Genomic DNA, 15775 nt, shown 5'->3' on the forward strand with positions numbered 1-15775 from the left:
CAACAATCTCGAACATCGCGCTTTTCGAGACACACGTGGCACGGCTTTTTTGAGTCTTGTTGTCGCACCGTAGGTACTGGGGACAACTCTCCAGTAGAAGGGCATTGATAATGCAATCCAGAAGGTCTGGGGCATATTGAGGAACCCAACTGTGATTAAGTCATACACACATTTCAGCTTCGTCTTACCCAACTGCAGTATCATTACTGAGCCTTGAACATTCCGTTCCATTGAGGCGCACTCCTAACGCTTGAGCTTTTTTCACGATCTGATCGTGCCGCTTTGCGTTCTAGAATCCGCGCTTCAATACACACTTTGGTTTCCGATGACTATGCATGATGCATTTGTCGCGGGTATTTCCCGATGAATTCGGGGGTGTGCGCTACCTACATTCTGATAATAACCGCATTTTCATGCACTTACGCCGTGCTGGGGGGTTGTGGTCGTCATTCAAACTGAATGTTGGAAGTGGAACATGGAAGATCAAAAATAATGATTAGCTTTACCAACAATAATATTCAAGACACAAACACAGCCCAAAACGTACCTGTTTTGAGTGGGCTACACGATCTTACACCTGATGAGCTGTTGCTGAGTCAGGAGCACTACGAATCCGAGGTTCGCTCTTATCCTCGTCGATTACCACTTGCCATTGCGAAAGCCTCTGGCGCGATGGTTGAAGACACCCGCGGTCAAACTTATCTGGATTGCCTTGCTGGAGCAGGAACGTTAACACTTGGCTATAACCACCCAGAAATTAATCAGGCAGTGATTGAGCAGTTGAATGCGGGTATTCCGTATCAAACACTTGATATCACGACCCCTGCTAAAGACCATTTCATTCGTGAATTGATGGCCTTCCTTCCGCAAGATTTCTCTGACAATACCAAGGTGCAGTTTTGTGGCCCTTCTGGTGCTGATGCTGTTGAAGCTGCTATCAAATTGGCGAAGCAAACCACCGGCAGAAATACCATTGCCGCCTTCCACGGTGCTTATCACGGTATGACAAATGGCACCATGGCGCTGATGGGCAATCTAGGTACTAAATCTCGTCGCCAAGGCCTGATGGCCGATGTGCACTTTTTACCATTCCCTTATGATTTGCGTTGTCCGTTTGGTCTTCAAGGTGAGCAAGGCGCGCGCCAAGGGCTTCGCTATATTGAGCGTATGTTGGCTGACGACGAAAGTGGCGTTCAAAAACCTGCGGCTATTATTGTTGAACCAGTACAAGGCGAAGGCGGTGTGATTCCAGCCCCTGCATTTTGGCTACAAGAACTGCGCCGTATTACCGAAGAAAACGGCATTTTGCTTATCTTTGATGAAATTCAGTGTGGCATTGGCAAAACTGGCGAGCATTTTGCTTTTGAAGAATCCGGCGTTACGCCAGATATCTTGTGTCTATCGAAAGCCGTTGGTGGCGGTCTACCCATGTCGCTACTGGTGTTTGATAAAGAGATAGATACTTGGTTGCCAGGCGAGCATACCGGTACCTTCCGTGGCAACCAGCTCGCGATGGTATCTGGTGCGAAAACAATGGAGATTATTCGCCGCGATAACCTTGCGAACAAAGCCAAAATCACGGGTGATTACCTTCGCCGTGGGCTTGAAAAGATCGCATCAACAACCAGTTGTATTGCAGAAGTGCGTGGCAAAGGTCTAATGCTAGGCGTTGAGATTTGTGACCCTGAGGGTGGCAAAAACAAATTTGGCGAACCGCTTTCTGCGCCCGAGCTGACAGTCGCTATTCAACGCGCTGCGTTAGAACGTGGTTTAATTATTGAGAAGGGCGGGCGTGAAGGATCGGTGCTTCGTTTCTTACCACCCATCATTATTACGTTCGAGCAAATCGACTTTGCACTCAAGTCTTTGCAAGACGCGATTGAATCGCTCGTTGAGCCAACGCAAGCTGTGCAGCCTGCCGATACTCTTCAGCAAAACTGGCGTGATCACTTTATCCATACGGGCAAAGATGGCGCAGAGAGCTTTGAAGCGGCGATGAACGCCACCACCCAAGCGTTGAAGAAGATCTTCGAAAACTCGGAATCGCCATACAGCGGCTTAGATCCTACTGTGTTGGCGTCGCAAATCCGCCATGCGAATTTGGGTGAAACGCCGCAGTCGTTAGATGACGTAATCGAAGAAACCAGCGATCTGATCGCGAAGAATTCGATCATCGTTCAGCATCCTCATTGTATTGCCCACCTTCACACGCCACCGCTGATCCCTGCTGTTGCCGCGGAAGCCTTTATTACTGCGCTGAACCAGTCGATGGACTCGTGGGATCAAGCAAGTGCAGCGACCTTCGTCGAACAAGAAGTGACGGATTGGTTATGCCAGCGCTTTGGGTTTGATGACAAAGCAGACGGTGTGTTCACGAGTGGTGGCACACAAAGCAACTTGATGGGTCTATTGATGGCGCGTGACTACGCCATTGAAAAGCTCTCGGGTAGTGATGTTCAAAAAGATGGCTTGCCAGAATACGCAGATAAACTGCGTCTCATCACCTCGAAGAACTCGCACTTCACCATGCAAAAATCTGCGTCCTTGTTAGGCCTTGGCGAGCATGCTGTCATCTGTGTTGATACCTATAGCGACGGCACCATGGACATTGAATCTGCCGATGCAACATTGGCTGCGTTGAAAGCCGAGGGATTAATCCCGTTTGCCATCACTGGCACGGCAGGTACCACAGACCATGGTGCGATTGACGATCTGGACGATGTAGCGATGCTTGCAGAAAAACACGGCCTATGGATGCACGTTGATGCGGCCTACGGCGGTGCGTTAATACTCAGCAGACACCACGCACGTTTGGAAGGCATCGAACGTGCTGACTCGTTAACTATCGACTTCCACAAGATGTTCTTCCAGCCGATCAGCTGTGGCGCTGTGATCCTCAAAGATAAAAACCACTTTGGGTATATTCGCCACCATGCAGACTACCTCAACCGTGAAGAAGACGTTCTGCCAAACTTGGTCGATAAGTCTATCGCGACAACACGCCGCTTCGACGCGCTCAAGCTGTGGATGACGTTGCAGAATGTTGGGCCTCAAGCGCTCGGTTCTATGGTTGATCACTTGCTTAATCAAACGCAGCTTGTGGCTGACATGGTCAACAACCGATCTCAATTTGAACTACTGGCAGCACCGTGTTTATCAACGGTTCTGTTTAGATATGTGGGTGTGAATCAAGGTCTCGACCTTGACTACCTCAACAAGCAAATCCGATTAGATGCTCTGGTCAAAGGGCGCGCAGTGGTTGGCGAAACCGTGGTTGATGGAAATGTGGCACTTAAGTTCACGCTTCTTAATCCATGCTTGAAGCTAAGCGACTTCGATAGCTTGTTGAATGAATTGGAGAGCCTTGCTGACGATGCGGTTAAGCAAGTTCAGGGTTAAATATTGAGTTTGATGTCTTTGCTTCATTGCTGATAGGCAAAGGCATCGCACTGTTTTCAAGACTATTTGTCTTATAAGGAATTAAGAACATGGCAATTTTACAGATTGGTGCGGGCGGTGTTGGTTGGGTGATTGCGCACAAAGCGGCACAGAACAATGACGTATTGGGCGACATAACAATCGCATCGCGCACGGTGGTAAAATGTGATGCGATCATTGCATCGATCAAAGGGCGTAATAACTTAAAAGATCCAAGCCTAAAGCTCGAATCACGCGCTGTTGACGCCGATGATGTAGACGCGCTTGTTGCGCTGATCCAAGACGTGAAACCGGACTTGGTGATAAATGCGGGGCCTCCATGGGTAAACATGGCAATCATGGAAGCGTGTTACCAAGCAAAAACCTCTTACCTTGATACGTCAGTCGCTGTTGACCTTTGCTCTGAAGGTCAGCAAGTGCCACAAGCCTACGATTGGCAGTGGGGCTACCGCGAGAAATTTGAAGAAGCGGGTATTACGGGTATTCTTGGTGCGGGCTTTGATCCGGGTGTGGTGAGTGTGTTTGCAGCATACGCAGTGAAGCACCTGTTTGACGAGATCGACACCATTGATGTGATGGATGTGAATGCCGGCGACCATGGTAAGAAGTTCGCGACCAACTTTGACCCTGAAACCAACATGCTAGAAATCCAAGGCGATTCTTTCTACTGGGAGAATGGCGAGTGGAAACAAGTGGCGTGTCATGCCCGTATGATGGAATTTGAATTCCCGCTGGTGGGCAGCCATAAAGTCTATTCCATGGCGCACGATGAAGTGCGTTCAATGAAAGAGTTCATCCCTGCAAAACGCATCGAGTTTTGGATGGGCTTTGGCGATGCCTACTTGAACTACTTCAACTGCATGCGCGACATCGGCCTGTTGAGCCCAGAGGCTGTCACTCTGCAAGACGGTACAGTGGTCGAGCCGCTAAAAGTGCTGAAAGCACTACTGCCAGACCCAACGTCGCTCGCACCTGGTTACACAGGTAAAACCTGTATCGGTACGTGGGTACAAGGCACGAAAGACGGTAAAGCACGCAGCGTGTTCATCTACAACAATGCTGACCATGAAGTGGCTTACAAAGATGTTGAGCATCAGGCCATTGCGTACACCACTGGCGTTCCTGCGATCACTGCCGCATTGCTTTACTTCAAAGGCGCATGGAACGGAAAAGGTGTGTTCAATATGGAACAGCTGGACCCAGACCCATTCCTTGAGTTAATGCCTTCAATTGGCCTCGATTGGGGTGTCGAAGAGCTTGAGCCTCAAGCGCCAACCATCAATACCCTGAAGTAAGTTTGCTGATAAAGCCTGCGATAGTTCGAATGAACGTCGCAGGCTTTTTGTGAGAAAAGTAATGAATGCATCGCCAATGAAAACATCGCAATTGACCCCATCGCAGTTAAAGACCCCGTACTTTCTGATTGATGAAGACAAACTGATCCGTAATCTCGAGATTGCAAAGCGCCTGAAAGCCTTGTCCGGTGTGAAACTGGTTCTGGCGCTGAAATGCTTTTCTACGTGGGGCGTGTTTGACATCATCAAGCCTTATCTTGATGGCACCACGAGCAGCGGCCCGTTTGAAGTGAAGCTTGGTCACGAAACGTTTGGCGGCGAAACCCATGCGTATAGCGTTGGCTATAGCGAAGATGACGTGCGTGAGGTTGCGGATATTTGTGACAAGCTGATTTTTAATAGTCAGTCTCAACTGAAAGCACACCGCCACTTAGTGGAAGGCAAAGCGTCGCTCGGCCTTCGGCTGAATCCAGGCGTGAGCTATGCCGGACAAGATCTTGCGGATCCTGCGCGTCAGTTTTCGCGTTTGGGTGTGCATGCTGACAAGATTGACCCTGAGGTGTTTGCATCGCTAGATGGTGTAATGTTCCACATGAACTGCGAAAACAAAGATGTGGATGCATTCATTGGGTTATTGGATGCCATTTCGGATCAGTTTGGCACTTATCTCGACTCGCTAGAGTGGGTGAGCTTGGGCGGCGGAGTGTTCTTCACATGGCCAGGGTATGACGTTGAAAAACTCGCGTCTGCGCTAAAAACATTCAGCGAGCGACACGGCGTGCAGCTGTATCTTGAGCCGGGTGAAGCCATTATCACCCAGACGACGGATCTTGTTGTCACTGTGGTCGATATTGTCGAAAACGACATGCAAACCGCCATTGTAGATAGCGCGACGGAGGCGCATCGCCTAGACACGCTGATCTACAACGAACCAGCATCGATTGAGGAAGCAACTGAAAGCGGCGAACACACGTATGTGATTGGCAGTTGTTCATGTTTAGCGGGTGACCAATTCTGTGTGGCAAACTTTGATGAACCGTTGCAGATTGGTCAACGTCTACATATTTCCGATAGCGCAGGTTACACCATGGTGAAGCTGAACTGGTTCAATGGGTTGAGAATGCCATCCATCTATTGCCAACGCAGCAACGGGGAAGTGCAGTTGTTGAATGAATTTGATTACCAAGATTTCAAGCGTACTCTGTCGCAATGGGCTGTGTCGTAGCCTGCTATGAGCGAAGATCAGCGGCAAGGAGTAGCGATTTAACCGTCTGTTATTCGTCAAATAAATATCAAAAGTGAGCGCCAAGTGCGCTCTTTTTATTCATATATATGATGTAACTCCTAGCATTTCTTCTACTCAATAGCGCAATTCCCCTAACTCCCTTATAAAGTCGGTGACCATGGATGGAGGAAAGAATATGGATGTGTTCTTGTTTGTGTTTGCCACCGTTGCTGTCGCGTTAGCGGCGAAAACGTTGCGTAGTTACTTTGTTTATCGTGCACAATTACGCGAATTTGAGATTAACCATCAAAAAACGACGGGCCTAAATCACGCATATCAGAAGGAACTGGATACGCTGAGATCCCGTGTGGAAGTGCTGGAAAAGATAGTCAGCAGTAAAGGCTATATCATCGATGAAGAGATCCAATCGCTAAGAAGTATTTAGCGGCGTCCTTCACTTAAAGGGAGAGAAAATGTTTTCTCTCCTCGCTATCTAGTTTTTCGATCGCATATCGCAGCATAGTTCTTGGTATATCTGCGATATGAGTGTTGAGAAAGCTTCGCAATAGAGCCACGTCTCGATTTCCGACGTCACGCAACATCCAACCGCAAACCTTGTGGATCAAGTCTTCTTTGTCAAACAGCAACTTTTCTGCAAGTGCAATTGTGTCATCAAACTGGTTGAGGCGAATAAAGGTAAAGGTTGCCATCATGGCAATGCGGCGTTCCCATAGGGATGTCGAGTCTGCTAGTTCATAGAGTATGGAACGATCTTTATCAGCTAAATAGCCACCCACGATATGGTGTGCAGAGCTGTCGACTAAATCCCAATTGTTGATGCGATGAGAGTGGGACAAGTAGAAATGGTAGATCGTTTCTCTGTCAGCAGTGTTCGCTTTCTTAAATTGCTCTGATAACAGTATTACTGCAAACAAGCGTATTTCATGCCACTCACTGGCAAGCAGTTGCGCGATGGTATCAAGAGTTGCTGCTCGGTGGAGTTTGACTGCATGTCGAAGAGCGGGTACTCGTACGCCAATAAACTTGTCGCCTTCTCCATATTCCCCTGGCCCTGATTTAAAAAAACGCGCGGAACTCTGGGCGGATTTTGGATCGCCTTGGCTTCTTAGCGATTCAATAATGGATGCGACATCGTTCATGGCATTCCTTTCTTTATAAAAGCGGCAATATACCCAAACAACCTGAATCGAACATCTTCAGGCTGATTGGGTAAATGCCAAAGATGCTAGCAGGCGTTGTTAGCGAGATATGTGGGTTCATCGCAGTGAGAGAAAATACGTTAACACATATGAATAATCTATGCGTTTGCGGTTGGCACTTGTTGTTTGTTGCATCTATACAGCCTGTGATTTTCATTGGTATCGGCAGTTTTTTAGCAGTTATTTCACACGTTCTGTTGCATAACATATTGATGTGACTCGGAAACCCATCATGTTAAACCTTTCGGGTGGGGCTACTGGCATTTGGCTCTCATTTTCACATTCCCACAGTGAATATATTGGTTTGGCTGTGAGGCAAAAATAGTCGCCACTTCTCCTTTTCAATCACAAAAACAGTCACGACACCGTATCGCATATTTCGTCGGTGGCGTTGGGCAAAGGTACAAGGTTGAGTAAGGCACAGATCCCGCAGCGTTAATTGGTTAAACCAGTGTACACACTGAATCAAATTTTCGATAAGGAACATTAACGATGAAACATTCAGTACTGGCCAGTGCTATTTTTAGTGCTAGCTTCCTCGCTCAAGCGGGCGTGACAATGAACCCACAACCAGACCCAGATAATCCTGGGGGATACGTTTTGTTGCGTTCAGAAGTTCAGGCCGCAGAATCAATGAAAGTGACAGACCCTATGTATGACGTATGGGCGCAAGCGCTTAGGACGGAATCAAATGCAGTCGTAGATGCCATTGATTCAGGGTTGGCATCTAACCCGGATAATGTAAAACGTGCTGAAAGGGTATTCACATCATCAGATTGGCAATTCCTGACGCAAATGGCCGCTCCTGAGTATACCTACACGCGTTTTCTTAAAGCGATAGGTAAGTTCCCGGCATTCTGTGGCGATTACACTGATGGTCGTGATGCCGATGCTATCTGTAAGAAATCCATCATTACTGCTTTTGCTCACTTTTCTCAAGAAACCGGCGGACACATTGCCGTTGATAATGTTTGGGATAACCCTTTAGCGTTGGAAGAATGGCAGCAGGCTCTGGTGCATGTCCGTGAGATGGGGTGGTCCGAAGGTCAGGAAGGTTATACGACCGGGTGTGGGCAAACCGATTGGCAAAACGCGCGTTGGCCTTGTGCAGCGGGTCAAGGCTATTTCGGTCGTGGTGCTAAACAGCTTTCCTACCATTTTAACTATGGCCCTTTCTCTGAAGTCATGTTCGATGGCGATGCCACCGTATTACTGAACAATCCTGCGCTTGTCGCGGATTCATGGTTAAACCTAGCGTCTGCAATTTGGTTCTTTTTGACGCCTCAAGCACCAAAACCCGCCATGTTGCATGTTATCGACCGTACATGGGCACCTTCTCAGCGCGAGACCGATGCAGGTATTGGTTATGGGTTTGGTACCACTATTAATATCATCAATGGTGGTATTGAATGTGGTGAGCAAAACAAAGACAAAGGCCAGCCAGTAAACCGAATTCGTTATTGGGAAGGCCTTGCTGCCCACTACCAAATCCCCATTGAAGCGGATGAAGCGAATACCTGTTGGCAACAAACGCCATACGGTAGCTTGAACCTCAATGGCGCGACGGATGTGCTCTATACCAATTGGGAGCAGGATTACACTTACACCCCAGGTTTCCCCGTTTCTTTCCAATGTAAGTTGGTGGGTTATCAAACCGCGTATTCTGCGCTCGTCCCGGGTGACTATGAAGCATGTGTCACCAATAAATATGGTTCGCATCAGGGCTATCCGAGCGTGAGAGTGATTGATGATGCGGGTCCTGTCACGGGTAAGCCTGTTTTCAATGGAGTTGATAACACGAGCGTACGTCAAAACGCAGCGTTTAATCCTTTGGACGGCGTGAGTGCCAGTGACAAAGAAGACGGTAGTTTGACAGCGAGCATCGTTGTTGAAGGCGCTGTTGATACAACCCGTTTGGGCACCACAGGTTTAGTGTACTCGGTGACAGATGCCGATAATAACGTCACGACAGCTAACCGCACGGTAGAAGTGTTCAGCGATAAGCCTGTGTTCGTGGGCACTGACAATGCCAGCATCAAAGTTGGTGCAGCGTTTAATGCGCTGAGTGGTGTGTCTGCCAGTGATACTGAAGACGGTGACCTTACATCTGCCATTAAGGTTATGGGACAAGTCGATACAGCGACTGTCGGCACGTATACCTTGACCTATTCAGTGGCAGATAGTGCCAACCAGTCAGTCTCTGTTTTGCGCACGGTTGAAGTAACCAGTGATAGCGTATGTGTTGTAACTGCTTGGGATTCAACATCGACCTATAACACCGGCGACGTTGTTAGCCATGCTGGAAAAACGTGGAAAGCTGGCTGGTGGACTCAAGGTAAAGAACCTGGCACGACAGGACCGTGGGGCGTTTGGACTGAAACGAGCGACAGCAGTTGTGGCGGCGATGTGACACCAAATCCCGATCCAACACCAACACCAACACCAGATCCTGAGCCAACACCGACACCAGACCCAACGCCAGATCCTACACCGGGTGACTCGACTTGGAATGCAACAGCAGTCTACGGCGGCGGTGATCAAGTGACGATAAATGGCGTGACTTACCAAGCGAAGTATTGGACTCAGGGTGATGACCCTACAGCCAGCGGAGAGTGGGGGCCTTGGCAAGTTATCTAAATTAGGAAAAATAACCGATAAAGGCTGCGTTTTTACGTGGCCTTTTCTTTGTCTGTTGAGAACAAGGTTCAAAGAACGCCGAATAGATTAGTTGCAACTGAAGAGTTGTTGGTTTTTATTGCTTTTAAAACAATAGGTTGGAAGCGAGGTGCGGCAGTGAGGAGTGTGGTTTTGGACAGTTTTTCAAGGATGTAATCTGATAAAAGGTATCATAAAAAAAATACTAATATCAGTCTTGTTAATAATATTTCTGTTCCTATAATGCTGAAAACCGGAGCGTCTGCCAACGCTCCGGTTTTTTTGTGCCTGCTCATTGGTGAATGTTTGCACTATCTGCCAATAGTGAAATGTCTCATGAGCATATGTCCGAAAGGGCAACGTCTTAATCAGTAAGGAAAAGACACATGCGTATCGAACAAGACTTGAAGTTGGGTTTCAAAGATGTACTGTTTCGCCCGAAACGTTCTACCCTAAAAAGCCGCTCTCAAGTTGAATTAACCCGCGATTTTACATTCAAGCACAGTGGTCGTCAATGGTCTGGTGTACCAGTTATTGCTGCGAACATGGATTCAGTCGGCTCATTCAAAATGGGCAAGGTGCTTGCTGAGCATGGTTGTATGACGGCAATTCACAAGCATTACACCGTTGAAGACTGGGCGGCGTTTGTTGCTGATGCTGATGTGAAGACACTAAACAATGTGATGGTGTCTACCGGTACGTCTGACGCTGATTTTCAAAAAACCAAAGATATCATGGCATTGTCTGATGAGTTGATCTTCATCTGCATCGACATTGCTAACGGTTATTCTGAGCATCTTGTTCAATACGTTGAGCGTGTACGTGCGGCATTCCCTGACAAAGTGATCAGTGCAGGTAACGTTGTGACTGGCGACATGGTTGAAGAGCTTATTCTTGCGGGTGCAGACATCGTGAAAGTGGGTATTGGCCCAGGTTCAGTATGTACCACTCGTGTGAAAACGGGCGTAGGTTACCCGCAACTTTCTGCCATTATTGAATGTGCGGATGCTGCGCACGGCCTTGGTGGTCGTATCATCGGTGACGGTGGTTGTTCATGCGCGGGTGACGTGTCTAAAGCCTTTGGTGGCGGTGCTGATTTCGTGATGCTTGGCGGTATGCTAGCAGGCCACGAAGAAAGCGGCGGTGAAGTGATTGAACAAGACGGTAAGCAGTTCATGAAGTTCTACGGTATGTCTTCTGAAAGCGCGATGGCGAAACACTCTGGTGGCGTTGCAAAATACCGCGCGGCAGAAGGTAAAACCGTGCTGCTTCCATTCCGCGGCACAGTGAATGACACTATTTCTGACATTCTTGGCGGCGTACGTTCTACTTGTACTTACGTTGGTGCTGCGCAACTAAAAGAACTCACAAAACGCACCACGTTCATTCGCGTTCAAGAACAAGAAAACAACGTGTTCGGTAAAGAATAAATCCGAAAAAGCAGATAAGAATTGTTGAAACAACCATAAGTTATAAGTTGGTTGGTTAAAATAATGCCACCCATTAGGGTGGCATTATTGTTTTTAGCGTTTCAATTATACTGTGGTGAAATCAAAGATATCTGCGGTTACATGGTCTGCATTAAACTGCTTGAGTGTAATGATTGTATTGTCGCCATCAAAGGTAATCACTGTTGATGCGCCCACTTGTTCAGCATTGACTTGAGAAAAACGCGTAATCAAAGAGGCATCGATTTCAATGGTGTCTTGGAACCTATTGAAGTCTTGAATGGTGTCATGACCATCACGGTCGCGAAAAACAAAAACGTCCTTGCCTGTGCCGCCGATGAGGTAATCGTCACCATTATGGCCCATGATGCGATCACTGCCATCTTGGCCTGCCAATTTGTCATTGCCAAGGCCACCCATCAGGATATCACTGCCTGAACCGCCCCATAAAGTATCATTTCCATCATGACCGGCAAGGTAATCGTCCCCAGCATTGCCCCCGAGAATGTCGTCGCCACCGCCACCATAAACAGTGTCGTTGCCATCACCACCCCAAACGCTATCATTTCCTTCATTGCCATTTAACGTATCGTCGCCGAGCCCACCACGCAAAATGTCATCACCAGTCCCACCAACGATTGTGTCCATACCATCGCCGCCGTCAATTTCGTCGTTATCGGCACCGCCATTGAGGTTGTCGTTGCCATCTCCCCCAAACATACGGTCGTTACCATTGCCGCCGCGTAAATTATCGTTACCAGTACCGCCCGACATCCAGTCATCGCCATTGGCACCAGCGAAATTGTCATCACCTTGGTTGCCTTTGATGATGTCGTTGCCCCACCCGCCGTCACCATAGTCGTTGCCATAGCCGCCTTGGATGGTGTCCTCGCCATAACCACCCCAGATACCATCATCGCCGTGGCCGCCTTGAATGTTGTCGTTGCCGTTGTCACCTTTGATGATGTCGTTGTCGCCACCACCGTGGATGCGATCATCGCCGTCACCACCGAGCAACATGTCTTCGCCAGTGTCGCCGAATATTTTGTCGTCGCCAGCACCGCCGTTTATGTTGTCATTGCCCCCATTTCCATGGAGGTAGTCATTGTCATCACCGCCATCGATAGCGTCATCTCCTTGACCACCATCAATATAGTCTGCGCCGATACCGCCTGAAAGGGTGTCGTTGCCACCATTGCCGTAGATTTCGTCCGCACCAGCGCCACCATTAATGACGTCATCACCTTCACAGTCATCGATGTTATACAGCGTGACATTATCAATCAGTGCACCAAACCCATCTGCAGCGCCATGGCCACTGAAGCTGACTGTGATGGATGAGGTGCTTTGAGGTATCGCTACCTGACCGTCAAACGTTTGGTAGATATCAATGTTCAATTCATTTTTGATAGACTTAGAAAACAGGACATTGCCGTCTTGGTCTGTTACGTCGATAGTAAAACCACTGGTTTTATTATCTCCGTCTTTAATTCGACTGGCATAATCAAATGAAAGATTGAAAGTGGTATCACTATTTGTTGTTAGGTATGCAACATTGACAGTCTGTTCAATAGATTCACCAGCAAGGTCGACTTCCATGACAGTATTTGTCACTGCATTGTGTGGCGTGCCGATAAACGAGCCTTGTTGCATTTCTACGGTACTGCCGTTGGACGAGTGCCATCCAACCAGTTCTGTTTCGTCGAGTAAGGCCCATTCATTCCCGGCGTTACTGCCCCAAGCTTCAAAGTTGCCGTTAACTAACAAGTTTGGAGAATCACCATAAATGATGTCATTGCCCGCGCCGCCTTCAATATCGTCGTCGTGACAACCGCCAGAAATCGTGTCGTTACCGTCACCGCCGTCAATAATATCGTTGTCATCACCAGCCCAAAGGTCATCATCACCAGCTCCGCCGATCAGCGTGTCTTCGCCAGTAAAGCCTTCAAGTTTGTCGTTACCTTCACCGCCGTTCAGGTAATCGTCACCTGCTTGGCCAAACAACATGTCATCTCCATCGTCGCCATACATGGTGTCGGCGCCATCGCCACCTAGTAGTGTGTCATTGCCTTCATCGCCATGCAGAAGGTCGTCGCCATTCTGACCTGACATGTAATCATCGCCAGTGCCGCCATTTTGGGTGTCATTGCCTTCGCCACCCCAAAGCACATCATTACCTTCTTCGCCGTTTAATATGTCGTTACCGTCATCGCCGAATAGAATGTCATTATCATTGCCACCATAAATGAGGTCGTCGCCATTACCACCAAACAAGCGGTCATCACCATCACCACCGTAAAGCTCATCCACACCATCTTGACCATAGAGAAAGTCGTTACCGCTGCCGCCGTATAGAAAGTCATCGCCATCGAAGCCTTCAAGCCGATCATTCCCTTCGTCGCCGTAGAGGTAATCGACATCTAATCCACCGCGAAGATGATCGTCTCCCTCACCGCCATGTAATTCATCACCGTCTTTCCCACCAATAAGTGTGTCGTTACCGGCTCCACCATAAATTGTGTCTGCGCCACCGTCAGCACGAATGAAGTCGTCACCATCGTGGCCATAGATGATTTCGGCATCATCAGTCGCAATTATGATGTCGTCGCCATTTGTACCGTTGATTATATTGGTCATAGTCCGTCCTTAGTCTTGTCTTTTACTACCTCTAACGACGCAGTAAGTGATGGCCGCAGGTGTGTTGCGATGATGTTACGGTAGGGGATTCACACACACAAGGTGAGGGAATTTAGGGCGAGGGCTTAAAATTAGAAATACCTAATGCAGGTCGGGAGTGAAGACTGATAAAAGACTTAGTCTCCTCGCGGCATTGAATTCATTCAGAACTAATGAATATTAGGCTTTTATGTACGTGAATGTTGATTTTCAAAGGGTTAGTGTGGTTTTGTATTGTCGTTTTACTCTTTTTTACACAGGTTTGGATGTGCAGATACTGTCAGTATGAAAATAATGCGAAATTCCCATTTCTGAGCGAGGAGGTCATGGCTAACACTTGGGTGTAAGGGCTTGGCTTGGAATTTTTGCGAGGACACTTAGTGGTATAGTGTCACTTCAGAATGAAATAGGGTCTAACAAGGAGCGTTAAATGGCTGAATGTGATCAGGTTATTCAGGCGTTGAAAAAGCAGCTAAAAGCCAGAGGTGTCAACTACCAAGATATTGCTGAAGTGCTTGATCTCAGTGAAGGGTCTGTAAAGCGGCTTTTTGCTAATGGAGGCAGTTTGAGTTTGGAACGCCTCAGTGCCGTGTGCAAACTGGTCGATATGGAAATGGCGGAGTTATTTAAACTCGCCTCAAAAGACAGCCAAAGCTTAACCACATTAACGTGGCAGCAAGAAGAAGAATTGGTGGCTGACAAAGCTTTGCTGTTGGTGGCTGTATGTATCACGAATGGGTATCGCTTTGATCAAATCCTTGAGCAATACAGCCTACCTGAAACCGTATTGATCCAGAAAATGGCGCATTTAGACCGCTTGAATCTGATTGAGCTTCAACCCGAGAATCGCATTAAACTCAAAATTTCGCCCTCATTTTCATGGGTTGCTGGAGGGCCTATCCAACAGTTTTTCCAGCAACAAGTGATCAGCGCGTTCTTCCAATCTCGCTTTGCGGGAGAGGAAGAGAAACTCGTAATGTCTACGGGGCTGATGTCGTTGCCGACAAACTACAAATTTCAGCAACGTATTCAACGTCTGGTGAGTGAGTTTTATGATTCATGTAACCAAGATACGGATTTAACGATGCAAGAACGCCATGGCACCTCAATGGTGGTTGCGATGCGTCGCTGGACGTTCCCGCTTTTCGATGAATACGAATAGCGAAACAAAAATCACGCCACTCATCGTTCTACACTTCATATCAATTAACGCTAAGATTTTGGGCGCTTAATCGCGATGGCGCTCCCCGCATTGGTCGGTGTTTCCAGTAAGTGATGGGCGACTTGTATTTCGTCAACCAATGCTTGGGTCTGGGCTAAAAAAGGCGCAGCCCTATGTGCTTGCATGTCCACGTGTAAGAGCAAAGTTTCCATGGTGGCTAATTCGTCATGCGTTTGCGCGTGATACATGGTCAGAAACAGTCTTAGCTTCTTGTTATCACTTTCTAACAATTGCCCCTGGATAAGAATGGGCTCGGCTTCGGCGACTTCTTTTTGGTAAGTCACCATGCTTTGTAGGGTATAGATGGAAACGCATTGCGCTTCTCTAAACGCTTTATCCAGACCAATACGCAGCATAAAGGCATCAATTGCCTGACTGAACGCCACCACATAATAGGCATCATTCATGTGCCCGTTATAATCAATCCATTCTGGTAAAACAGGACTTTCGAATAACAGGATCCTATCCGCTTGGTTTGGCATTTTTACTCCTTGCTCACGCAAATCTTATGGTTGGCTTCTATGCTAGGCATAAAAGGACAGTACCTTTGATCAAAATCGTATAGAACTTGATTTTTTTCGACGTGTTAGTGGAAT

At 47.8% G+C, this 15775-nt stretch carries 10 protein-coding genes; 7 read left to right on the forward strand and 3 right to left on the reverse strand.

Annotation, left to right across the window (positions count from 1 at the left end; all coding sequences use genetic code 11):
- Positions 1 to 492: 492 nt before the first annotated feature.
- From LRP50_RS17115 to LRP50_RS17130, 4 genes are all read left to right on the forward strand, one after another.
- Positions 493 to 3399 (forward strand): pyridoxal phosphate-dependent class III aminotransferase, encoded by a 2907-nt coding sequence (locus LRP50_RS17115; RefSeq protein ID WP_274165675.1) that lies wholly within the window; start codon positions 493 to 495, stop codon positions 3397 to 3399.
- A gap of 89 nt (positions 3400 to 3488) precedes the next feature.
- Positions 3489 to 4733 carry a carboxynorspermidine synthase gene (locus LRP50_RS17120; protein WP_274165676.1) on the forward strand — a complete coding sequence of 415 codons (1245 nt, stop codon included), beginning with the start codon at positions 3489 to 3491 and terminating at the stop codon, positions 4731 to 4733.
- A gap of 91 nt (positions 4734 to 4824) precedes the next feature.
- Positions 4825 to 5958: a carboxynorspermidine decarboxylase gene (gene nspC / locus LRP50_RS17125; protein ID WP_274165708.1), complete on the forward strand. Its 1134-nt coding sequence runs from the start codon at positions 4825 to 4827 to the stop codon at positions 5956 to 5958.
- Positions 5959 to 6154: 196 nt separating this feature from the next.
- A complete protein-coding gene (locus LRP50_RS17130; RefSeq protein WP_274165677.1) occupies positions 6155 to 6403 on the forward strand; it encodes a hypothetical protein in 249 nt (82 codons plus the stop codon).
- Positions 6404 to 6416: 13 nt separating this feature from the next.
- On the opposite strand, the gene LRP50_RS17135 is transcribed toward LRP50_RS17130, so the two are convergent.
- On the reverse strand, positions 6417 to 7118 hold the full coding sequence (locus tag LRP50_RS17135; RefSeq protein WP_274165678.1) for a DNA alkylation repair protein: 702 nt from the start codon (positions 7116 to 7118) through the stop codon (positions 6417 to 6419).
- Between the two features lie 552 nt (positions 7119 to 7670).
- On the opposite strand from LRP50_RS17135, the gene LRP50_RS17140 reads away from it, so the two are divergent.
- Entirely contained in the window at positions 7671 to 9815 is a 2145-nt protein-coding gene (locus LRP50_RS17140; RefSeq protein ID WP_274165679.1) for a glycoside hydrolase family 19 protein, read from the forward strand.
- 404 nt (positions 9816 to 10219) lie between these two features.
- Positions 10220 to 11263: a GMP reductase gene (locus LRP50_RS17145; RefSeq protein ID WP_274165680.1), complete on the forward strand. Its 1044-nt coding sequence runs from the start codon at positions 10220 to 10222 to the stop codon at positions 11261 to 11263.
- Positions 11264 to 11368: 105 nt separating this feature from the next.
- Here LRP50_RS17145 and LRP50_RS17150 read toward each other — a convergent pair whose 3' ends face one another.
- Positions 11369 to 13918 carry a calcium-binding protein gene (locus LRP50_RS17150; RefSeq protein ID WP_274165681.1) on the reverse strand — a complete coding sequence of 850 codons (2550 nt, stop codon included), beginning with the start codon at positions 13916 to 13918 and terminating at the stop codon, positions 11369 to 11371.
- A 469-nt stretch (positions 13919 to 14387) separates the two neighbouring features.
- On the opposite strand from LRP50_RS17150, the gene LRP50_RS17155 reads away from it, so the two are divergent.
- A complete protein-coding gene (locus LRP50_RS17155; protein ID WP_274165682.1) occupies positions 14388 to 15119 on the forward strand; it encodes a helix-turn-helix domain-containing protein in 732 nt (243 codons plus the stop codon).
- A gap of 50 nt (positions 15120 to 15169) precedes the next feature.
- Here LRP50_RS17155 and LRP50_RS17160 read toward each other — a convergent pair whose 3' ends face one another.
- The gene (locus tag LRP50_RS17160) at positions 15170 to 15661 is read right to left on the reverse strand and encodes a thioesterase family protein (RefSeq protein ID WP_274165683.1); all 492 of its coding nucleotides are present in this window, start codon (positions 15659 to 15661) and stop codon (positions 15170 to 15172) included.
- Between the last annotated feature and the right edge of the window lie 114 nt (positions 15662 to 15775).

It is taken from the genome of Enterovibrio gelatinilyticus (assembly GCF_028683095.1).
Taxonomy (GTDB): domain Bacteria; phylum Pseudomonadota; class Gammaproteobacteria; order Enterobacterales; family Vibrionaceae; genus Enterovibrio; species Enterovibrio gelatinilyticus.

Coding starts and splice junctions, on each gene's coding strand:
- LRP50_RS17115 (WP_274165675.1), top strand. CDS start 493: ATGATTAGCTTTACCAACAATAATATTCAAGACACAAACACAGCCCAA.
- LRP50_RS17120 (WP_274165676.1), top strand. CDS start 3,489: ATGGCAATTTTACAGATTGGTGCGGGCGGTGTTGGTTGGGTGATTGCG.
- LRP50_RS17130 (WP_274165677.1), top strand. CDS start 6,155: ATGGATGTGTTCTTGTTTGTGTTTGCCACCGTTGCTGTCGCGTTAGCG.
- LRP50_RS17135 (WP_274165678.1), bottom strand. CDS start 7,118: ATGAACGATGTCGCATCCATTATTGAATCGCTAAGAAGCCAAGGCGAT.
- LRP50_RS17140 (WP_274165679.1), top strand. CDS start 7,671: ATGAAACATTCAGTACTGGCCAGTGCTATTTTTAGTGCTAGCTTCCTC.
- LRP50_RS17145 (WP_274165680.1), top strand. CDS start 10,220: ATGCGTATCGAACAAGACTTGAAGTTGGGTTTCAAAGATGTACTGTTT.
- LRP50_RS17150 (WP_274165681.1), bottom strand. CDS start 13,918: ATGACCAATATAATCAACGGTACAAATGGCGACGACATCATAATTGCG.
- LRP50_RS17155 (WP_274165682.1), top strand. CDS start 14,388: ATGGCTGAATGTGATCAGGTTATTCAGGCGTTGAAAAAGCAGCTAAAA.
- LRP50_RS17160 (WP_274165683.1), bottom strand. CDS start 15,661: ATGCCAAACCAAGCGGATAGGATCCTGTTATTCGAAAGTCCTGTTTTA.